The 21,808-nt window shown below is 29.4% G+C and carries 23 protein-coding genes; 18 read left to right on the top strand and 5 right to left on the bottom strand.

All coding sequences use genetic code 11. The features are described from left to right. The 5 genes from B2671_RS06990 to B2671_RS07010 form a co-directional block, all read left to right on the top strand. The coding region (locus B2671_RS06990; RefSeq protein ID WP_346869761.1) for an FAD-dependent oxidoreductase at positions 1 to 434 on the top strand (434 nt) is incomplete at its 5' end. Between the two features lie 77 nt (positions 435 to 511). After that, entirely contained in the window at positions 512 to 1,501 is a 990-nt protein-coding gene (gene queG / locus B2671_RS06995; RefSeq protein WP_346869762.1) for a tRNA epoxyqueuosine(34) reductase QueG, read from the top strand. A gap of 35 nt (positions 1,502 to 1,536) precedes the next feature. Next, positions 1,537 to 2,235: a lysophospholipid acyltransferase family protein gene (locus B2671_RS07000; protein WP_035129646.1), complete on the top strand. Its 699-nt coding sequence runs from the start codon at positions 1,537 to 1,539 to the stop codon at positions 2,233 to 2,235. 185 nt (positions 2,236 to 2,420) lie between these two features. Then, on the top strand, positions 2,421 to 3,614 hold the full coding sequence (locus B2671_RS07005; RefSeq protein WP_346869763.1) for a glycine C-acetyltransferase: 1,194 nt from the start codon (positions 2,421 to 2,423) through the stop codon (positions 3,612 to 3,614). A 106-nt stretch (positions 3,615 to 3,720) separates the two neighbouring features. Continuing rightward, the gene (locus B2671_RS07010) at positions 3,721 to 4,674 is read left to right on the top strand and encodes an L-threonine 3-dehydrogenase (RefSeq protein WP_346869764.1); all 954 of its coding nucleotides are present in this window, start codon (positions 3,721 to 3,723) and stop codon (positions 4,672 to 4,674) included. Between the two features lie 84 nt (positions 4,675 to 4,758). Here the strand turns inward: B2671_RS07010 and B2671_RS07015 are convergent, their stop codons facing one another. Continuing rightward, positions 4,759 to 6,162, bottom strand: coding sequence for an APC family permease (locus B2671_RS07015; protein WP_346869765.1), 1,404 nt, complete (start codon positions 6,160 to 6,162; stop codon positions 4,759 to 4,761). Positions 6,163 to 6,424: 262 nt separating this feature from the next. On the opposite strand from B2671_RS07015, the gene B2671_RS07020 reads away from it, so the two are divergent. The 5 genes from B2671_RS07020 (at position 6,425) to B2671_RS07040 (ending at position 10,193) form a co-directional block, all read left to right on the top strand. Beyond that, positions 6,425 to 6,922 (top strand): LURP-one-related/scramblase family protein, encoded by a 498-nt coding sequence (locus B2671_RS07020; protein WP_346869766.1) that lies wholly within the window; start codon positions 6,425 to 6,427, stop codon positions 6,920 to 6,922. Between the two features lie 278 nt (positions 6,923 to 7,200). Further along, positions 7,201 to 8,004 (top strand): GNAT family N-acetyltransferase, encoded by an 804-nt coding sequence (locus tag B2671_RS07025; RefSeq protein ID WP_346869767.1) that lies wholly within the window; start codon positions 7,201 to 7,203, stop codon positions 8,002 to 8,004. A gap of 337 nt (positions 8,005 to 8,341) precedes the next feature. Then, on the top strand, positions 8,342 to 9,190 hold the full coding sequence (locus tag B2671_RS07030; RefSeq protein ID WP_346869768.1) for a GNAT family N-acetyltransferase: 849 nt from the start codon (positions 8,342 to 8,344) through the stop codon (positions 9,188 to 9,190). A gap of 99 nt (positions 9,191 to 9,289) precedes the next feature. Continuing rightward, positions 9,290 to 9,736, top strand: a complete 447-nt coding sequence (locus B2671_RS07035; protein ID WP_346869769.1) for a GNAT family N-acetyltransferase — start codon at positions 9,290 to 9,292, stop codon at positions 9,734 to 9,736. A gap of 19 nt (positions 9,737 to 9,755) precedes the next feature. Further along, a complete protein-coding gene (locus B2671_RS07040) occupies positions 9,756 to 10,193 on the top strand; it encodes a GNAT family N-acetyltransferase (RefSeq protein WP_346869770.1) in 438 nt (145 codons plus the stop codon). Between the two features lie 315 nt (positions 10,194 to 10,508). Here B2671_RS07040 and B2671_RS07045 read toward each other — a convergent pair whose 3' ends face one another. The 3 genes from B2671_RS07045 to B2671_RS07055 are packed head-to-tail and all read right to left on the bottom strand — an operon-like array spanning position 10,509 to position 11,547. Beyond that, a complete protein-coding gene (locus B2671_RS07045) occupies positions 10,509 to 11,096 on the bottom strand; it encodes a manganese catalase family protein (RefSeq protein WP_035129621.1) in 588 nt (195 codons plus the stop codon). 17 nt (positions 11,097 to 11,113) lie between these two features. Beyond that, complete coding sequence (locus B2671_RS07050) at positions 11,114 to 11,362, bottom strand: spore coat protein CotJB (protein ID WP_035129619.1); 249 nt, start codon at positions 11,360 to 11,362, stop codon at positions 11,114 to 11,116. 14 nt (positions 11,363 to 11,376) lie between these two features. After that, positions 11,377 to 11,547, bottom strand: coding sequence for a spore coat associated protein CotJA (locus B2671_RS07055; protein WP_346869771.1), 171 nt, complete (start codon positions 11,545 to 11,547; stop codon positions 11,377 to 11,379). Positions 11,548 to 11,769: 222 nt separating this feature from the next. Here B2671_RS07055 and B2671_RS07060 point away from each other — a divergent pair, with 222 nt between their 5' ends. The 7 genes from B2671_RS07060 (at position 11,770) to B2671_RS07090 (ending at position 18,867) form a co-directional block, all read left to right on the top strand. Next, positions 11,770 to 13,149, top strand: a complete 1,380-nt coding sequence (locus B2671_RS07060) for a bifunctional metallophosphatase/5'-nucleotidase (RefSeq protein WP_346869772.1) — start codon at positions 11,770 to 11,772, stop codon at positions 13,147 to 13,149. 18 nt (positions 13,150 to 13,167) lie between these two features. After that, the gene (locus B2671_RS07065) at positions 13,168 to 14,091 is read left to right on the top strand and encodes a hypothetical protein (protein ID WP_346869773.1); all 924 of its coding nucleotides are present in this window, start codon (positions 13,168 to 13,170) and stop codon (positions 14,089 to 14,091) included. Positions 14,092 to 14,325: 234 nt separating this feature from the next. Continuing rightward, positions 14,326 to 14,481 (top strand): rubredoxin, encoded by a 156-nt coding sequence (locus B2671_RS07070; protein ID WP_346869774.1) that lies wholly within the window; start codon positions 14,326 to 14,328, stop codon positions 14,479 to 14,481. Positions 14,482 to 14,683: 202 nt separating this feature from the next. Beyond that, complete coding sequence (locus tag B2671_RS07075) at positions 14,684 to 15,244, top strand: sigma-70 family RNA polymerase sigma factor (RefSeq protein WP_346869775.1); 561 nt, start codon at positions 14,684 to 14,686, stop codon at positions 15,242 to 15,244. A gap of 2 nt (positions 15,245 to 15,246) precedes the next feature. Further along, entirely contained in the window at positions 15,247 to 16,635 is a 1,389-nt protein-coding gene (locus tag B2671_RS07080; RefSeq protein ID WP_346869776.1) for a hypothetical protein, read from the top strand. 170 nt (positions 16,636 to 16,805) lie between these two features. Beyond that, on the top strand, positions 16,806 to 17,594 hold the full coding sequence (locus B2671_RS07085; RefSeq protein ID WP_346869777.1) for a zinc dependent phospholipase C family protein: 789 nt from the start codon (positions 16,806 to 16,808) through the stop codon (positions 17,592 to 17,594). 10 nt (positions 17,595 to 17,604) lie between these two features. After that, positions 17,605 to 18,867, top strand: a complete 1,263-nt coding sequence (locus B2671_RS07090) for an MFS transporter (protein WP_346869778.1) — start codon at positions 17,605 to 17,607, stop codon at positions 18,865 to 18,867. Between the two features lie 65 nt (positions 18,868 to 18,932). Here B2671_RS07090 and B2671_RS07095 read toward each other — a convergent pair whose 3' ends face one another. Beyond that, entirely contained in the window at positions 18,933 to 20,261 is a 1,329-nt protein-coding gene (locus tag B2671_RS07095; protein WP_346869779.1) for an MATE family efflux transporter, read from the bottom strand. Positions 20,262 to 20,513: 252 nt separating this feature from the next. Here B2671_RS07095 and B2671_RS07100 point away from each other — a divergent pair, with 252 nt between their 5' ends. Further along, entirely contained in the window at positions 20,514 to 21,764 is a 1,251-nt protein-coding gene (locus tag B2671_RS07100; protein WP_346869780.1) for a serpin family protein, read from the top strand. Positions 21,765 to 21,808: the final 44 nt, after the last annotated feature.

The following is a 21,808-nucleotide window of genomic DNA, read 5'->3' on the forward strand; positions in this document are numbered from 1 at the left end:
GTATGATAGAAACCAGTGGAGCTATTAGAGCTGTAAGTAATAAAGCTAAGGAATATGTTGAAGACTTTAATATTCCTGTACTCTTTAACCATAGAGTAGTAAAGATATATGGTACTCATAGAGTTACTGGTGTAGATATCGTACATCTAGATGAAGAATATAATGTTATTGAAGGAACTAGTAAATATGTGGATTGTGATACCTTAGTGCTATGTATGAACTTAAAGCCAGATACTGCAATAGCAGAAAAAATGGGAATAGATATAGAGAAAGAAAAGGGTGGTATATTTATTTCAGATGAAATGGAGACCTCAATGAAAGGAATATTTGCCTGTGGCGCAGTGGTTGATGGGTATACTAATGTGGAGAAGGTCATGAATCAAGGGAAATTAGCAGCTAAGTATGCAGCAGAGTATTTGTATGGAGTACAATAGAGCAAGGGTAAACTAATAATAAGCTCAGGATATGAATAGGATATATGTAAAAGAGAAAGTAGGAAATATATAAATCAATGGAAGAATATATAGATAAAAAACAGAAAATAATAAACTATGCAAAGAAACTTTCTTTAGATACTATTGGGTTTACAGAGTGTAGAAGATTTAATGAACTAGAGGAATTTTTCATAGATAGAAAAGAAAATAATCTTTTTAATGAGTTTGAAGAGGAAGATATAGAAAAAAAGATTAATCCAAAGCTTTTAATGGAAAATGGAGAGACTATTATATCAATAGCCTTTCCTTATTATCATGATGATAAAGGAGAAGGCGATAAATTTTCTCTATATACAAGGGGACTAGATTATCATAGGGTAGTAGAAAAATATTTAAAGGAAATATGTGATTATATAGAATCCTTAGGAGGAGAGGCTAAATGGTTTGTAGATAGTAACCCATTACCAGAGAGGTATATCGCAGCTATAAGTGGAGTTGGATTTATAGGTAAGAATAATACTCTTATTACGGAAAAGTATGGCTCCTATGTATTTTTAGGAGAAATAATAACAAATCTTAAGCTACAAGGGGATAAATCAAAAAAATATGGCTGTAAAGGGTGCAATTTATGTGTGGAAAAATGCCCAACAAATGTTATAATAGAAGATGTTAAAAAGTTTAATTCTTCACGATGTGTTTCTTATTTAACTCAAAAAAAGCACTTAAATCATGAGGAATTAAATATGGTTAAAGGCAAGATTTTTGGGTGTGACAATTGTCAAAAAGTATGTCCACATAATTTAAATGTGGAAGTTTCACCTATTAAAGAATTTCTACCTAAGGAATATATGGAAAAGGTTGATTTATTAGAGCTTATAAACCTTGATAATAAAAACTTTAAAGAAAAGTATATCATGCATTCTTGTGGATGGCGTGGAAAGAATTTATTAATAAGAAATGGGCTTATCAATTATTATTTGAGGTATAATGAAGATAGAGATAATATAGAAGAGAGTATTAACTCACCATACATAAAGGAGTATTATAACAGATTATTCAAGAAGTAGTATGGAGGTAAGTCTTAGGTATAAAGGAGATTTCTATGAAAAGAGATATATTAACAAAGATTTTAAATAAATTACCAGAGAGTCTTTCTGGAAAACTAGCAAGAAGTTATGTAAAGACATCAATAAAAAAGTATGCTAATATGAAGGTTGAAGGCTATGAAAAAATTAAAGGTATAAAGGGCCCAATAATATTTATATGTAACCATTTAAGTAATGCTGATGGTCTAATACTTAACGAACTATTAAAAGACTTTGACCCTACATTCATTGCGGGAGTAAAGCTTTCCAATAACGATTTTACTAAGAATGGATTTAAGTTTATAAAGACCATAGCAATTAAACCTAATTCTGCAGATAAGGATGCTATTAGTAAAATTGTAAAGAAACTTAGAGCCGGAGAAAATATTATGATATTTCCCGAGGGAACAAGAAGTAGAAGTGGTTCAATGATAGAAGGTAAGAAGGGATTTCTTCTAATGGCTAAGTTATCTAAGGCTAAGATAATTCCAATTGGTTTAGCGGGCACAGAAGAATTTTTACCTATAAATGATGGTGATATGGGGGAAGAAAACTTCCAAACAGCTCAAGTTACTGTAAGATTTGGAGAACCTATATATTTACCTGAAAAACTTAAAGAAGAAGATAAGAATGAATATAATGAAAGAGCTATGTTAGAAGTTATGAAATCTATAGCTGCTCTTTTACCAGAAAAATATAGAGGTGTATATAAATAAGGATTTATTGAAAAACTTATAGTAGATGATATTCTAATTATGTAAAGGAAAAGTATAAGTAGCGGATTTATAAAAGTAAGTGTTAAAAAATATTATTATGGAGTATAAATATACTTATATGTGTTATTAATATATTAGCATGTATAGTAAATTTTATTTAATATAATTTAAATGGAGGTAATCAAATGGGAAGCAAATCTTTAAACAATTTCCTTAAAACTAATTTAGAGGACCTTAAAAGTAAAGGGCTTTATAATGAAATTAATGTTATTACAGGACAAAATGGACCTGTGATAGAAATAGAAGGAAAGAAGCTAATAAACCTATCTTCAAACAACTATCTAGGACTTGCCACTAACAAGAGAATGATTGAAGCTTCAATCAAAGCTACAGAAAAGTACGGCGTAGGTGCTGGTGCTGTTAGAACAATAAATGGAACATTAGACATACATATAGAATTAGAGAAGAAGTTAGCAACATTTAAGCACACTGAAGCTGCAATAGCTTTCCAATCAGGATTTAACTGTAATATGGCAGCGATATCTGCTGTAATGAACAAAAAAGATGCAATACTTTCAGATGCACTAAATCATGCGTCAATTATAGATGGATGTAGATTATCAGGAGCTAAAATCATAAGAGTTGAACACTCTGATATGGATGATTTAAGAGCAAAGGCTAAGGAAGCAAAAGAATCAGGATTATATGAAAAAATAATGGTAATCACTGATGGTGTATTCTCAATGGATGGAGATGTTGCAAAACTTCCTAAAATTGTTGAGATTGCAGAAGAGTTTGATTTAATTACTTACGTTGATGATGCTCACGGTTCTGGGGTACTAGGAAAAGGTGCTGGAACAGTTCACCATTTTGGATTATCAGATAAAATAGATTTCCAAATAGGAACACTTTCTAAAGCTATTGGTGTAGTTGGAGGATATGTAGCAGGATCTAAAGATCTTATCGACTGGTTAAAGGTTAGAGGTAGACCATTCCTATTCTCTACATCATTAACTCCAGCAGCAGCAGGAGCTTGTATAGAGGCTGTAAATATATTAACTGAAAGTACGGAACTTCATGATAGATTATGGGAAAATGGAAATTACCTTAAAAAGGGCTTAAAAGAATTAGGATTTGATATTGGACATAGTGAAACACCTATAACTCCATGCATAATTGGAGATGCTGCTGAGGCTCAAGAATTCAGTAGAAGATTATATGAAGAGGGTGTATATGCTAAATCAATAGTATTCCCAACAGTACCACTTGGAACAGCTAGAGTAAGAAACATGCCATCAGCTGCTCACACAAAAGAATTGTTAGATGAAGCTATTGCTAAATATGCAAAAGTAGGAAGAGAAATGGGCTTAATAAAATAATATTTGTATTAAAAGTAGAGGAGGGATATCCTCCTCTAAAGGTTATAGATTTTAACTAAAAAACATTTAAATAAAATTTAAATAACATTAGATAGGGAGAATCAATATGAAAAGAATATTAGTTAGCGGATGCTTAGGTCAAATTGGTACGGAATTAGTAACGAAATTAAGAGAAGTTTACGGAGTAGATAATGTAGTAGCTACAGATGTGAGAAAGCCAGAAGGAAATCCAATCGTTGAAGGTGGAATTTTTGAAACTTTAGACGTAACAAACTACGATGAATTCTTATCAATAGCTAAAAAACATAAAGTGGACACTATTATTCACCTTGCAGCACTTTTATCAGCAGTTGCAGAAGCAAAACCACAACTTGCGTGGACTATTAACATGGGTGGTCTTGTAAACGCTTTAGAAGTTGCTAGAGAATTAAATTGTAAATTCTTCACTCCAAGTTCAATAGGAGCATTTGGACCATCTACACCTAAAGTAAATACTCCACAAGATACTATTCAAAGACCAAACACTATGTATGGTGTAACTAAGGTTTCAGGAGAGTTATTATGTGATTACTATAACTCTAAATATGGCGTAGATACAAGAGGAGTAAGATTCCCAGGACTTATTTCTTACGTAGCATTACCAGGTGGTGGAACTACAGATTATGCAGTTGATATTTACTATGAAGCATTAAAAACTGGTAAGTATACTTCTTTCATTGGTAAAGGAACTTACATGGATATGATGTATATGCCAGATGCTATAAATGCAATAATCACTTTAATGGAAGCTGATCCAAGTAAATTAAAGCACAGAAATGCATTTAATATAACTGCAATGAGCTTTGAACCAGAGCAAATAGCTGCAGAAATTAGAAAGCATATTCCAGAATTTGAAATGTCTTATGATGTAGACCCAGTAAGACAAGGAATTGCAAATACTTGGCCAGATTCAATAGACCCATCTGCTGCTAAAGAAGAGTGGGGCTTTAAAGCTGAATATGACTTAGCTAAGATGACAGTAGATATGCTTGAGAAATTAAAAGCTAAAGGAATAAAATAATAATATAAAAATTAAGGATTGAATAAAGATATTATATCTTTATTCAATCCTATTTTTATATGCTTGTACTATTTAACTATAAAATTAGTGATTAGTTTTCTTCGCTATATAAGGAAGAATTAATCCTAAACCTATTAAGAAGAATGGCGTTGCAATATTAAGTACTAATTGGAATGGATCTGTAGAGTATATACCACCAATACATGCGAAAGCAGTAAATGCAAAACACCATGCTCCTATAATAATACCTAATGTTTTATTTTTTACAAATTTGTATTCAGGATTGAATTTTTCTCCTGCCTTCTTTAAAGCTATGTATGCAACAAATACCCATAAATAACGTAGAGGCATACATACAGCATTTAGTTTTACTAGCCATTTTACTAATTCATCTACATTTCCTATACCAAAAGCAGGTAGAATTATTAAAATTGAAACAATAACTAATATAAGTTTATGTCCGTTTATATAAGCACCGTGTTTGTTTTGTACAAACATTTTTTCAGGTATAAACTCTCTATCAGCACTATTAAGTAACATACGTAAAGGTGCATCAATTGATATTATAAGTACTGCAAATTGTCCAATAAGATTTGTAATAGCATAAATAATTACGAAAGTATTTCCTATGTGATAGTATTCACCTAACTTTTGGAAAGCATAATATGCACCATTAGTCATTAAGTCTTTAGGAACATTATTTGAATCAAACATCATACCTAATGATATAGTTCCTAAAATTGCACATACTGCAACCATAATTGCTAATGCAATCATACCTTTTGAAAAACCAGTTTCTGGGTCTTTAACTTGGTTAACATAAGGTGATATTTTTTCACATCCACCAACAGCAAAGACTAAGATGGATAAGCTAGTAAAGAATTTAACATCAAATGTAGGCATAAAAGTTTTAAATGACCAATCTATAGCATTTAGATTAGCATCTGTAATTGCTGGAGCTGCTAACATTAAGATGATAAATAAAATAGACATTACGAACATAGATGTTCCTGCAAAGGTAGCTATCTTTTTTAATGGGTTTAATCCCTTTGAAGCAATATATAATGCAATTAAAAATACTACTAAGCAAGACAGTTGTAATAGAGTTGTATTCATACTACTGATTCGTTTGTCTTGGAAAATTGCCCAGCTAGCTGAAATCATGAAACCAGATGGTTTTTGTGAAATATAAGGCATATGAACTACCCAGTATGTCCATCCAGCGTAGTATGCAATTTTTGGTCCTATGGTTTCATGAATCCAAGAACTAACTCCACCACCAGAGTTTTTAAATGCAGATCCTAATTCACCTACCATTAGTGCATAAGGTACAAAATAAATAGTAAAAATTATTACCCAAGATACGATTGCTTTAAGTCCATTGTACTCAGAGAAGCCGTTAATAACATTACCAAATCCCCATACTGTTGAAAATGCCATAAAAGCTAAGGTGTACCAAAGAATTTGTTTATCCTTTTTTTCAGACATAATTTTCCCTCCTATATTAAATTACGATATTATTATATCATGCTCAATATTTTTTTTACATTTAAAATCAAATATTTTATTATTAATCAAATTCTTTTTAAGTTATTATAGAAATTATTAAATATTATTGAACATTTATCTATAAATATAATCTGAATAATTTTTAATATAATAATATATTAAAAATTATTTAGATTACATAACTACATAAATTTGTATTAATATTCTAAAATTTATGAGATAATATTAATAATGAGTATATATGACGGAGGAAGCTATGAAATTATATATTAAGCAAAAAGTATTTTCATTTACTGATAGATTTATAGTTAAAGATGAAAAAGAGGAAGATAAATATTTCGTTGAAGGTGAAATGTTTTCTATGGGGCATAAACTTCATATTTATGACAAAAATCACAAAGAAGTGGGCTATATAAGGCAGAAACTCTTTACCTTTATGCCTAAGTTTGAAATTATCATAAATGGCATAGTAATTGGAGATTTGATAAAAAAATTTACTTTTATTAATCAAAGCTATTATCTAGATGGAACTGATTTAAGGCTAACAGGTGATTTTTGGGCCCATGATTATACATTATATCAAGGTGGATATGCTGTTATGACGGTGAGTAAGGAATGGTTTACTTGGGGAGATAGCTATGTGCTAAATATATCTGATCAGGTTGATGAAATATTATGCTTAGCTATAGTTTTAGCTATAGACTGTGAAATGTGTAGTGCTAATAATAGGGGTAACTAAGTTTTAAATTAAATAGTAAATTAGTAATTTCCCAAATTGCTAGGGGGAAGCTATTATTGCAATAAAAGAAAGACAAGCCACTAAGTAAAGAAAATAACTGGGGTAAATAAAGTGAAAAAAGGGGGGGATTTAGTAGTACTATTAACAGGTACTTACTAGATAAAAATGAGTAAAATTATTAAAGAAAGATTATTTATGCGGAAAATAAGCTGTAGCATGAAAGAAGGTATTTTAATAAGGGCAAAGGGGTTTAATTTATTGGAGATTATAGGAAATATATGAAAGCAAGTATAAACTTCGAATTAACTAATTGTGATGATATAAGTAAGTTTTTAAAAGAGTATATAAAAACCCTGTCTTCACCCTTTGATTCATATTTAGAGGACCATATAATTAAGTCTAAGTTTTATAGAATAGTTATGAATTCAAAGTATATAGGATATTTTGCTATATATGATGATGAATTATTAACACTGTTTTATATCAAGTGTAAATATATAAAATACGCTCAAAAGTATTTTAATGCTATATTAAAAAAGTTTAAACCAAAATCAGCCTATGTATTTACAGGAGACGAGTTATATTTAAGTTGTATATGTGATATAGAAAATAAAGAAGTAAAAAATCAAGCTTATTTTTTCCAGGATCATAAATGTAGCCCAGAGAAAATAAGGTATTATAACAATGGTAATCTAAGAAAAGCAGAAGATAAAGATATTGATGTGATAACGGAATTCAGTGGTGATTTCTTTGAAGACGTAGATAAACAGGTTAAAGATGGAGAATTATATATTTTTGAAGAGAGTACTAATGTGTTAGGATTTGGTATACAAGAAAAAGGAGAAATACTAAAAGGATATACTAGTATAGGTATGTTTACTAGAGAAGAATATAGACAAAAGGGCATTGGAAGAACTATTATAGCAGAGCTAAAGAAAATTTGCTATAAGCAAGGAGAAATTCCAATTTGCGGATGTTGGTACTATAATACAAATTCTAAAAAAACTTTAGAAAGTAGCGGATTCGTAAGTAAGACCAGACTTTTAAGGGTAGAATTTAAAATATTGACAAATAATATATAAAAATATTATAATGTAAATATAAGTAATAAGAAAGGTGGGAATACGTTGTTTATGAACAGAGATTTTTATAAAAATAATATAAAATTAAATAGAATATATAATAACGCCCTACCTGAAATTATAGGTTTTTAAAGTTGAATTTAAAGTATTAATTTGTAATTAAGTCCTAGGGGTATTCCTAGGACTTTTTATATCTAAATATTTTAAATAGCATAGTGAAGTTAAAAGTAATATTTTAGTTTAAAACTATGTTTAAGAAGAAATATGTGCTAGTTAGCCATATCCTATCATCTACGGTGAAGGGATATGGCCATTTTTATGTAGGGGGTTAGAATTAATGCANNAGTTAAGAGAACTAGATAAGAAGCAGATTGAAGATATTGAAAACTTAGAAGAGGCTTGCAAAAACTACGATAAAACTAAAGGAAGTGCATTTCTATCAAACGAAATTAACTTTAATAAGGAAATAAATTGTTTTTTCCTATTATATGAAGAAGAAATACTTGTAAGCTTTCTAGTTATGTTTATACCAACTTCAGAGGAGGCAGAGATTTCTACATATACATTGCCAGAGAAGAGAAAGAAAGGTTTCTTTAAAATACTTTTAGAAAGTGCTATTAATGAGCTAAGAAAGTATGATGTTAGAGAAATACTCTTTGTGCATGAGCCTTCAAGCAATGACGGTAGGTTAACTTTAAGGAAATTTAATGTTAAATATGATTTTTCTGAGTATCTATTAGTCTATAAAGAGGATAAATTTACTAAAGCACAGAACAAGCTAAAATTATATCAAATAATTAATCAAGATGTAGATGAAATAGCAAAGCTATACATGGACATTTTTAATAAAACTTTGGAAGAAGGAAAGGCTATTGTTAATAGAGCAATAGAAGCTAAAGATAGGATATCCTATATGGCTAAAGTAGATAATGAAATTGTTGGTATATGTAGTATTAGCTTAGAAGGTGGCAATGCGTTTATTTGTGGATTAGGAATTTCAACTAAGTATCGAGGGCTTGGTTATGGAAAAGAGATATTAAGTAAGGGAATAGAGAAGGCGTTGACCTTGGATATTAAAGATATATATCTTGAGGTGGATAGCAAAAATCATACAGCATATAACCTTTATATTAATAATGGATTTATTATTAAAACACAATTAGATTATTATAGATATTTGATTTAGAAGTATGAAATAAGAATAATAAATTTATAGCAAATAAAATGATAAATATGAGGATAGAGTTGTGTTTTCAAAATTAAATAGTTCTAGGTAGGTGAATAAATGAATATTAGCATTAAAGATATAAATCTAGAAAATTGGGAAGAATGTGTTAAGTTAAAAATATCAAAGGAGCAAGAGACATACTTGCCTCATTCTAATTTAAAGTCTATTGCAGAATCAAGATTCTATCCTAATTATACACTGTTAGGAATCTATAAGGATGATAAAATTATTGGATTTGCTATGCATGGAGAAGAAGATGAGGATGAAATGGCTGAATTAAGAAGATTTATGATAGATGAAAAATATCAAGGAAATGGTTATGGTAGAAAAGCATTATCATTAGTAATAGAAGATATAAAGAAAAAGTCTAAATATAAAACTATATATTTAAGCTTTCATCCAGGGAATATAGTAACAAAAAATCTGTACTCTAGTTTTGGCTTAAAACAGTTTATAACTGGATTTGAAGGTGAGGATGAGGTTTTTTATAAGAAAGAAATATAATATTAGGGGGAAAATATTTATGGAGATTATTTTTAAAGCAATAGATAATGACAATTGGAGCGAGTGTATTGAGCTCTCTGTAGAAGAAAACCAGAAGTGTTTCGTAGCATCAAATGCATACTCTATATTAGAGTCTAAGTTTGAAGATGGAAACTATCCGTTAGCAATATATGATGGAGAAGTTATGGTAGGATTTTTAATGTACAGCTTTGATAGTGATGATAATAGCTGGTGGATGTGTAGACTTATGATGGACAAGAAATATCAAGGTAAGGGTTATGGTAGGGCTGCTATATTAAAACTATTAGAACTATTAAAAGAAGAACATGGAAATATAGAAGTTTATACAAGCTTTGAACCAGAAAATAGTGTTGCTGAAAAATTATATGAAGCTGTAGGTTTTAGAAAAACTGGAAAGATAATGTGGGGAGAAGTAGTAATGGAGATACAACTATAATATAGTTAAAACTTCTGATTTAAGAAAGGGGATATCTCAAAATAAGCTAAATATTAAATTAATGTTGAGCTTGTCATCTGATATAAGTACAAGCTCAACATAGTGAAAGATTAGAAGTTTATTTATTGATATCCCCTATAATATTTTTAAAATCTAAAGAATGAAGTTGATTATTATATAAAGTTTTATGGTAATTATAGCAAGGTTATCTAGTAAAATTAAAATAAGGGATCTTAGCAAAATATATAAAATTAGTTTATTTTGCAAAGCCCCTTATTTATATAAGTATATTCACTTAGAATATAAATTTTTAATTTATCTATTCAATGGATCTAGCAATGGTTTTCTTTTAAAACAGTCTTGCACGTCATCTAGAGCCTCACCAAATCTTTGGAAGTGAACAACTTCTCTTTCCCTTAAGAATTTCAAAATTTCTTTAATTTGATAATCATCACTTTGATTTATTAACCATTCATAGGTTGCTCTTGCTTTTTCTTCTGCAGCTAAATCTTCATGAAGATCTGCAACTACATCATCTTTAGCTTGGATATAAGCTGCTGTCCAAGGTACTCCTTCAGGGTCTGTGTAGAATAAAGCTCTTCCGTGGTTAGTATAGTGACCACCAAGGCCTACTTCTTCAAGCTCTTCTAGGGTAGCATTACTCATAAGTTGATAAATCATAGTAGCTATCATTTCAACGTGAGCCATCTCCTCTGTACCTATATCAGTAAGTAGTGCTTTAGATTTTCCAGTAGGCATAGTGTAACGTTGATTCAAATATCTAAGTGCTGCACTTAATTCTCCATCTGGGCCACCATATTGAGCTACTAGAAATTTTGCCATTCTAAGATCTTTAGATTTAAGATTTATTGGATATTCTAACATTTTTGTATAATACCACATATTATAATCCTCCTGTGTTAATAATTTTCCCAAGGCCATGGTAATGAAGTCCAGCACATTGGACTTTCAACAGAGGCTGAGCCGAAATTAGTAAGTGGGCCATATTTTTCTTCATATTGACGTACTAATATTCCGAGCTTATGAGATACGGCTTGTAGATCCTTAGTAGCTTCCTCGTTATCAGGGAAGTTATCTAAATATAGATTTAAATCTATGCAATAAAATTGAAGTTTTCTTATATTATTTAATAATTCTTGATCATACATAATATCTCACCCCTCTATTCCCATCTTGAGTTTTTCTTCTCATTGTAAGGTTTATATAAATCCTTAAATATTGTGCCCTTTGATAGAGCATCTTTAATTAAAAATAAATTTTCATATGCTTGAGGTAATACAAAAGCACAAGCGTACTCCATTTTTCTATGTGAGTAATTACTATAATTGCTCATTTGTTTTCTCCTTGAATTAATTTCTACCTAATAGTATGTTATGTTATATGTGTAATATTTGTGAAAATAAATTTCAATTTCAATGAAATTTTTATATAAATATTCCATGGTATGTTGTAAAATATTTATATATATGTATATATAATGTTCGTTAATTTAGATAAAGACTATTTTTATGTAAATTTTATAATGATTTATTAACATAAATAAAGGAGATGTATTATGGAATTACAAATATTACATACTAACGATATACATAGCAATTTTGAAAATTTAGCAAGAATAACTACAAAAATTAATGAGTTAAAAAATGATAATACAATTATATTAGATGCAGGAGATTTAGCAGATTTCAAAAGAGTAGAAGTTAATGGAACTAAGGGGAAGGTTGCAATAGACTTATTGCAGGAAGCTGAATATGATGCTATTTCCATTGGAAATAATGAGACCTTTGATGGAATTCATACTTTAGAAGGATTAACCTCTGATGGAAGGATCCCTTTTTTAAGTTGTCATATAAGAAAACTCAATGGTAAGGGAATAGAAGGGCTAAACAAAAGTATAATAATTAATAAAGTTGGGTTAAGAATATTAATTATAGGTGCTTCTCCAAATTTAAATGAGTTTAGTACAAGCTGTGGATTAGATATTTTAGGTTATCTGGAGGGAATAAATAAGGAGATAAATAATAATAAGGGTAAATATGATATATGTATAGTTCTATCTCATTTAGGTATGGATAAAGATGAAGAGATTGCAACAAAAATTTCGGAGGTAGATGTAATAATAGGAGGACATTTTCATATTCTTATGGATGAACCTAAGATTATAAATAATACCATAATCCATACCTCAGGACAGTTTGGAGAACACTTGGGAGTATTGAAACTGTCTATAAAAGATAATAAAGTAAGTTTAGTAAAAGGCGAAAATATAAATATAGAAGGCTTAGATATGGATAAAGGTATAATTAAAGTATTGAAGAAGAATAAAGAGATAGCTTTAAATAATCTTTCTATACCACTATATGAAGTTAAAGAAAATTTATGGCATGATGTAATAGAAGAAAATCCTATTACTAACTTATTAGCAGATGGACTATCTAAAGTTTATAATTGTGATTTTGCTTTCATAAATAGTGGAGTATTAAATGGAGGAATAAAAAAAGGTGCAGTAACTAATCTTAAGCTATTACAAATAGAGCCATCTCCATTAAATCCTACATACTTTGAAATTGAAGGAAAATATATATTAGAAGCTATTAAGGAAAGTTTAGATGGGGACATAGTTTTAGCTGATGGTAGGGGACCAGGTTTTAGAGGGAAATATGTAGGAAGACTTCATTTTTCTAGAAATGTAAAGATTAAATATAGGGAAAGAGAAGTGTTAGAAGTTATTATAAATGGACAACCTCTTAAGGAAGATAAAGTTTATAGGGTAAGTAGCTCTGATTATCTTCATAGAGGTTCTGGATATAAAGATTTAAAGAATAATTCTAATCATAAATATGATGATAGATACATAAGAGATATATTAAGAGAATACTTATGTGATGAAGATATGGTTAATAAAGCATTAGAAGATAGATGGATAAGAATATAGTTATGAAAGGGGATTGAAGTGGAAGATAATAAATTATTAGAGAAAAATAAAAAAGTAAAAATAAGAGTTATTATAGGATTTATAGTTTTGATATTGCTTAATCTGTGGGGTTTGTTAAAAGTTAATTCTCTTAGACAAGACTTAGATAGCTTACGAGGTGATATTTATAATCAGTATAATGATATGAGGACATCCTTAAGTAGCATTAATACCACTGTAGAAGAAAACCTAAAAAAGCAAGGGAGTATTTTAAGTGACTTTAGTTACTCAGTAGAAGGGTTAGATGTAGAAAATAAAACCATTAGTATTAATCTCAAAGGAACTCCTAAGGTATATAAAGAAGGATTAAAGTTTTATTTTAACTATGACTGTAGCAATGGAGATAGTAAGAGTGTTGAAGGTAAAATAGATAAAGCTCTAAACTATAGTGCAAAGATAGCAGTTCCAATAAGGAGTACTGTTAAATTTGGATTTACTTTAGACTATGGAGAAGAAGTGAAAAAAGAAATATGGGAAGATGAATATATAGATGAGATGGAGTATCAACTTCAAATTATGCCTCAAGATTTTAGAGGAGAGTATGAAATAAAGGGTGATGAAGTTATAATTGATGGATGGATTGAAAGTGTCATTTATCCAAGTTCTATAAAAGGAAATTCTGTAGAAGAAGCTTCATGTAAGATAAGAATAAATGAGGAAGTTATAGATGAAATTGAATTAGAAAAAGGTAATGAACCTTCAAGTGAAGTTAGTAATTATACTGGAACTATCAAAGGGAATTATAAATTAAAAAATGGAGATATGTTAGATGTGTTAGTTGAGGCTCAAGACACATATGGGTTTAAATATAAATATTACTCTATGACGGTAATTAATAATAATGGTACACTTAATAAGTGGGAGTACTCTGGGGGAAATGCTGCTATACAGGTAGAGCCATAGAATCTTGAAAAGGCAAGTATATAACTGTACAAATATAAAAATATAAAACTTTACAACTAGGAATATATATAACTAGCCAAATAGTTGTTTTATTCATGGGACTTTCAGGAGATTTACAATTTAAATAGGATGACTAAAGCTACATCAAAGCGTAAGAGATTAATAATCCTGAGTTGGTAGTTTAGCTAACATAAGGAGTTTATTAATATAATTTTATATTGAGGAGGAATTGATATGAAAATTTATAAATGTAGTGTATGTGGCTACTTGTATGATGAAAGCCAAGAAGAGGTACCTTTTGAAGAATTAAAAGAAGACTGGAGATGTCCTGTTTGTAAAAGGGATAAAAGTTTCTTCAAACCACTAGAGGAAACAGATTCTGTAGATTAGATAAGTAAGTAATTAGAGAAGTAAATAATTAAATAATATTTAATTTAAGAGTGTCTTAAAATATTGGATTATATTTTAGTAAAAACTAAACTAAAGTATAGTATATTTTAGGACACTTTTTATATATAATTTTATAATTTTGTAAGAAAAGATATATTGCTTTCGATATATAGGGTGAAGAAGGAAATTTGGAGGAGATTTAATGAGGGTGGATAAAGACAATTTTATTGAAGAATTAAAAAGAAAAGATCCTAAAGCTCTTGATTATATCATTGATATATATGGGCCCTTAATAAAAGGAATTATATCTAAAACCTTATATTCTGTAGAGGATAAAGGTTTAATTGAGGAATGTATGTCAGATGTATTTATGGCAATTTGGGTTAATGGGTATAAGTTTACTGGCGATAATTCTAATTTTAAAAGTTGGATAGGAGCTATCACAAAATTTAAAGCAATTGATTACTACAGAAAGTATGGAAAAAAAGAAAATAACCAGCTTATGGATGAAGCTATCACTGATGGTAAAAGTGCAGAAGATCATTATCTTGATGATATAGAAAATAGCAGGTTAGTAAGTATTATAGAAAGTATGGAGGAACCAGATAAAACTATATTTATAATGAAATTTTTACTTGGAGAGAAGAGTAAAAGCATTAGTGAAGCATTAAAGCTTTCTGTAAGTAATATAAATACTAGAATTAGTAGAGGCAGAGAAAAGATAAGAAGAGAGTATTATAAGGAAGCTAGGGAGGGGGTATAGTTATGGATAATAAGGATATATATGATAAATTTAATGAGATTGATTTTGATATAAGTGAGTTTGAAGAAATTCCTATGAATGAAGTTGAAAAACAGAGATTAAAGAAATCCTTGAAAGAGAAATTAGCAAATATAGATAATTATGAAAGCAATGATAGTATTGATTTAACAGAAGTAAATAAAGAAAAAAGTGAGGAAGAAAAAATACAGTTTAATAAAGAGAAAAACGGGAAAATGCAAAGGTTTATGAAGAAGTATAAAGTGGCTGCAGTGGTAGCTATATTAGCCCTATTAATAGGCATGTCCCCTTTAGGCAAGGAAGTCATTGCACAGATAGCTGAAAAACTAATATTTACTCCTTCCCAAGGTATTATAAAACAGCAAGTAGATAAAGAGCTATATATGCTAGAAGAACCAGTAAGAATTAATATTGATGATAGTTCAGCATTAGTAAAAAGTATTACAAATGATGGTGAGAATATATATGTTGAAATGTGGTTTAACCAGGATGCAGAAGCTGAAGGCATAGGATATCAAAGAGAAATAATAAACAACTTAAAATTAAAGACTAATGATGGAAATATGTATAATATAGGATTAACTAGCTTTGCAAGTGGGGGATATGCAGGATTTACTTTTCAGCAGGGTGAGGGCTTAATAACAGATTTTAAGTTGCATTATAAGGATAAAGATATAGGGGAGTTTAATTTAAAAAAGGTAGATTTTAAAAATAGTTATGATGAAATTGGTGGAAATGCCATGGACAAAGAAGTTCTTTTAGGTGCAACTAGTTATTATGAAGAAGGAGAAAGATACTTTAAAATATGGAGCAATATAGATTATAAACAGCGTGAAGATTACACCATTAGTTTAGATACCATTGGAAAAGTTGAAGTTAGAGATGAAGAAGGTACTTTACTATCTATAGAAAATGCTAATGATGGAACTGGGAGAGCTTTTAAAATATTAGATCCTTACAAAGGCAAATTAGATATAAAAATAAAGGATATAGATATAAATTATGTTTTAAAAGAAGGAGGTAAATTAGCTATAAAAATTCCTAAGAAGGGTGAAATTTCTGAAATAAATGAAGACCTTAAACTTAAAGGGCTTCAAGATAGTATTAAGGCTTCTTCTATTACAAATAAAGGTGAAGAGTATACTATACACTTTGATTTTAGTAATAATTATGATGAAAGCAGAACAATATTTATGGTAAGAGAAAATTTTAGAACTGGTGGTGCCATGGGTGATATGGAAAATCAGCAAGGTGAGGTATACCTAGATAATGAAGATTTAAGTATTACAGAAAGATTTTTAAGGAAAATATATATAGATATAAATAATATTTTAGTTCATCAAGAGGGTAATTGGCAGTTCATAGTGGAATAAATTATAAAAGCACTAGCTTTAATTAGTTGGTGCTTTTATAATTATATTAAGAATATTAATAGTATAAGGATTTACAAGAATTTTACCTTAATATAACTCACTTAAAACATAAGAAATATATAATTATAATATAAGTCAGAATATTTAGTAAATTTGAAAGGTGGATTTATATGCCCGCAAGTTATACTCACTATAGTTTTGGACGTACTGTCTTAGAAAAACTGCCCCATGAGATAAAAGATATTATAACCCAAAATAAAGAAGCATATTATATAGGGCTTAATGGTCCAGATATACTTTTTTATTATAAGCCCTTATTTAAGAATGAAATAATTAAGTATGGACATAGATTACATGATGAAAAGGCCTATGGATTTTTAGAAAGGTCAAAAAAGTATATTAAAGAAAGTAAGGATGAGATTTGTCTCTCTTATATTTTAGGATTTGTATGCCACTTTGTCCTTGACAGTAGTTGTCATCCTTTTATTGCAGAAGCTATGAAAGAAAGTAATATATCCCATGCTGAAATAGAAGCAGAGTTAGATGGAGTATTAATGAGGAGAAACAATTTAAGTCCACAAAGGCATAGTGCAGGAGCTCATATTATGCCTAATAAGGTTATAGCAGCACACATTGCTAGCCTTTATGATAATGTTAGTGGAAAAGAAATATATAAATGCCTTAAGTCTGTAAGGTTTTATAATAAACTACTATTATGTGAAAACAATTTGAAAAGAAAAATTATAAAAGGATTGTTAGGCTTAATTAAAGGTGGAGAAGGCTTTATCCATATGATTATTAATGTAGAACCAAATATAAAGTGTATAGAAATAAATAAAAAGCTTTTAAACCTTTATGAAGAGGCTATAGATGAGGCAGTACATAGAGTTGAAGAGTACTATAGTGCTATAAAAAGTAATGACAACCTGGGGGAATTCTTCAATAGAAATTTTCTATAGGAGGGGTAAAATGAGTAAATTTACTAAGTTAGAAAAGCAGTGGATTCTATATGATGTAGGAAACTCAGCTTTCACCATGTTGGTGTCTACTATAATTCCTATTTACTTTAAAAATGTTGCAAGTTTATCAGGAATTTCACCAGCAGATTCAACAGCTTACTGGGGTTATGCTGTATCCTTATCTACAATTATTGTAGCAATACTTGGACCTATTCTTGGAACGGTAGCGGACACTAAAGATTACAAGAAACCACTATTTTCATTATTCATGATGTTTGGAGTGTTAGGTTGTGCAGCTTTAGCTCTTCCAGTACCATGGATTGTATTCCTAGCTATATTTGTCATAGGGAAGGTTGGTTTTTCAGGAAGCCTTATTTTTTATGATGCCATGCTCAATGACATAACTACCGATGATAGAATGGATGAGATATCATCTCATGGATTTGCTTGGGGATATATCGGAAGTTGTATTCCTTTTACAGTAAGTTTACTCCTTGTACTTTTTGCAGATAAAATTGGACTTACAACTGCCATGGCAACGGGGACAGCCTTTATATTAACTGCTCTATGGTGGTTACTAATAACAATGCCCCTACTAAAGAACTATAAACAAAAGTATTATGTTGAAAAAGGAAATAAGCCAGTGGCAGAAAGTTTTAAGAGGCTAGGTAAGGTTCTTTTAAACATTAGGAAAAACAAGAAGATTTTCTTATTTCTCCTTGCATTCTTCTTCTATATAGATGGAGTTCATACAATAATAAGCATGTCTACATCCTATGGAAAAGATGTTGGAATTACAGATAGTAATTTACTATTAGCATTACTTTTAACTCAAGTAGTTGCATTTCCTTGTGCTATTTTATTTGGAAGATTATCTAAAAAGTTTAAAAGTGATAAGTTAATAGCAGCTTCAATTATGGGTTATATAGCAATAACCATATTTGCATTACAGCTAGATAAAGCATGGGAATTCTGGATTCTTGCAGTATGTGTTGCAGTATTTCAAGGGGCAATTCAAGCATTATCAAGATCTTATTTCTCAAAAATTATTCCTAAGGAGAAATCCAGTGAATACTTTGGGCTATATGATATATTTGGCAAAGGGGCTGCTTTTATGGGAACTATGCTTATGAGTATAGCAACCCATATAACAGGAAGCTCTAAGGCTGGGGTAGCTGGAATTGTAGTAATGTTTATTTTTGGACTTATAATATTTAAAGCAGCAAATAAAGTAAATATATCTATAGAAAAAGAAACTACTATTAGTTTATAAATCTAAAATATTATACAAAAAACCTCTTATAGATACTTAAAGGAATAATCTGTAAGAGGTTTATATTATTTATTTATATTCTTATAAACCTTTTTTATAAAGGATATACCAATTATATCTGCAATGAACCAACCTATAGGGATAGACCACCAAATTGCAGTTATACCAAAGGTAGGAGCTAGCCAATAGGAAATTCCTACACGAAGTCCTAAGGATATAATAGTAAGCAAAATAGATATATTTGTGGAACCTATACCTCTATAAAAACCATAGAACATGAAAAGATATCCAATGAGAAAGTAAAATACACTTACTATACATAGATATTGAGAGCCGTAAGCTATAATTTCAACTTCTGATGGAGATATAAATATAGTCATTAATTGTTTTGAAAATAGTACTACAATTGCTGATATTATAATGCAAAATAAGGTAATAATCTTGAATGAAGATTTTACTCCTTTTTTTATTCTGTGTATTTCTCCAGCACCTTTATTTTGGGCAATATAGGTGGAAAAAGCATTACCAAAATCCTGAACAGGCATATAGGCAAAGGCATCTATTTTAACAGCAGCGGCAAAGGCTGCCATTATTGATACTCCAAATGAATTTACTAGACCTTGAATTAATAAAATCCCGAAATTCATTATGGATTGTTGGATACTTGTTAGAAGGCTATAATTTGCTACTAACTTTAAAATCCGTATATCTATTTTAAGGTCACATTTTTTAAATCTGATTTCAGGGAGTTTGATAAAACAATATATGGCTGTTGAAATTCCAGAGATGCCTTGAGCTATGATGGTAGCATAAGCTGCACCTGCAATACCAAGATTAAACACAGTTATAAAAACAATATCAAGAACTATATTAATTATGGCTGCTATTATTAAGAATACAAGAGGTATAAAGGAGTTTCCAACAGAACGAAGTAAACAGCAAAAATAATTATAGATAAAGGTAAAGCTTATACCGTAAAAGATTATAATTATATACTGTTTAACATCATTAAATAAACTCTGTGGGGTATTCATAAAAATTAAGATATTATCAGTAAAGAAAATAGCAAATAAATTAATTATGATAGTTATTAAGCCTATAAAGATAAAGGCAGTAAAAATACTACTTTTTAATTTAGCATTATCTTTAGCTCCGAAGCATTGAGAAAATACAACGGATGCACCCATACAAAGTCCCAGAATAATAGATGTTAAAAATACTATAATAGTAAAAGAAGATCCAACTGACGCTAAAGCAGATGCACCTATATATTTGCCAACGATTATGGAGTCGGCGATATTGTATAATTGTTGAAATATATTTCCTATAATAAGGGGAATGGCAAAGCTTATTATAGCTTTGGTTTCATTTCCTTTAGTTAAATCCCTAGTCATAAAAACCTCGCTTTATTAATTTACTATTTTTTATTTTATATTAATATTTTTATATCATAATTTAATAATACCTATATATGAATTTAGTAAAAATACTTTCAAAATATAGGCAATTACTTAAGGTATTACATGTCCATTATACAATAGAAAATAATTTAATCAATTGATTATTAGATTTATAATAATATAAAAAATAGCACAATAACATTTTAACATCGTATATAAAGTAAAACTAAATTTAGAGGTGAGGTTATGAAATTAAAAAAGATAATTTCTTTAATGCTTATAGCTATAATAGCTACTTCTTTAATTGGATGTGAGAAATTTTCTAGTAAAAATAAGGAAGAAATTTCAGCTAAAGAGGTGGATAAAGAAGTGGTGGAAGGAAATAATAAATTTGCATTTAATATCTTCAAAGAAATTTCAAAGGGTGAAAATAATAAGAATGTGTTTATATCTCCTTTGAGCATTTCCATGGCACTTACTATGACCTATAATGGAGCTAAAGAGAATACAAAAGCAGAGATGAATAAGGTACTAGGCTATGAAGGAATGTCTGATGATAAGATAAATAATAGTTACAAAATTCTTCATAGTTACTTGGAGAATATAGATGAAAATATAAAGCTAAATGTAAGTAATTCTATATGGATAAGAGAGGGTCAGAATATAAATAAAGAATTTATAAACATTAATAAGGATATCTTTGGTGCAAAAGTGGATAACTTGGACTTCTCTAAATCCTCATCTGTGGATAAAATTAATAATTGGATTGAAAAATCTACTAATAACATGATTAAAGATATGCTAAAAGGTCCTATTGATGGTGATGTTATTATGTATTTAATTAATGCTATATATTTCAAGGGACAATGGCAAGAACCCTTTGATACAAATAATAATATTATAGGTGAGTTTACAAATTCAAAGGGAGAAAAATCAGAGATAGATTTTATGAGGAAGGTTGCAGCTGATGATAAAACCTTTTATGGAGAAAAGAATGATTTTAAAGTTATAAAAATGCCTTATGATAATGGAAAAGTATCTATGTATGCAGTACTACCAAAGGAAGGTTTAAATATAGATAATTTTATAAATAATTTAAACATGAATAAGTGGAATTCTATAAAAAAATCTATTGGAAAAGAGCAGGAAGCTGTTAATGTAAGCTTTCCGAAGTTTGAAATGGAATATGGAACTAAAGAATTAAAAGGACCTCTAATGGACCTAGGAATGAAGAATATATTTGGTGATAGAGCTAATCTTAGTGGAATAAGGGAAAATATATATGTTAGTAGTGTTTTACATCAAGGGAAAATAGAAGTAAATGAAAAGGGAAGTGAAGCAGCTGCAGCTACTATAGTTGAAGTTAGGGAAACTGCAATGCCAATAATTGATGATCCTAAAGAGTTTATAGCTGATAGACCTTTTGTATTTATTATAGAAGATGAAGAAAGTGGAACCATACTATTTATGGGTAAACTAGAAGATGTGAAAAAATAATAAAGGGAAAAGAGAACAGGAGTTAATAAAAACTCCTGTTATTT

It is taken from the genome of Clostridium sp. UBA5119 (assembly GCF_002414285.1).
Classification (GTDB): domain Bacteria; phylum Bacillota; class Clostridia; order Clostridiales; family Clostridiaceae; genus Clostridium_J; species Clostridium_J sulfidigenes.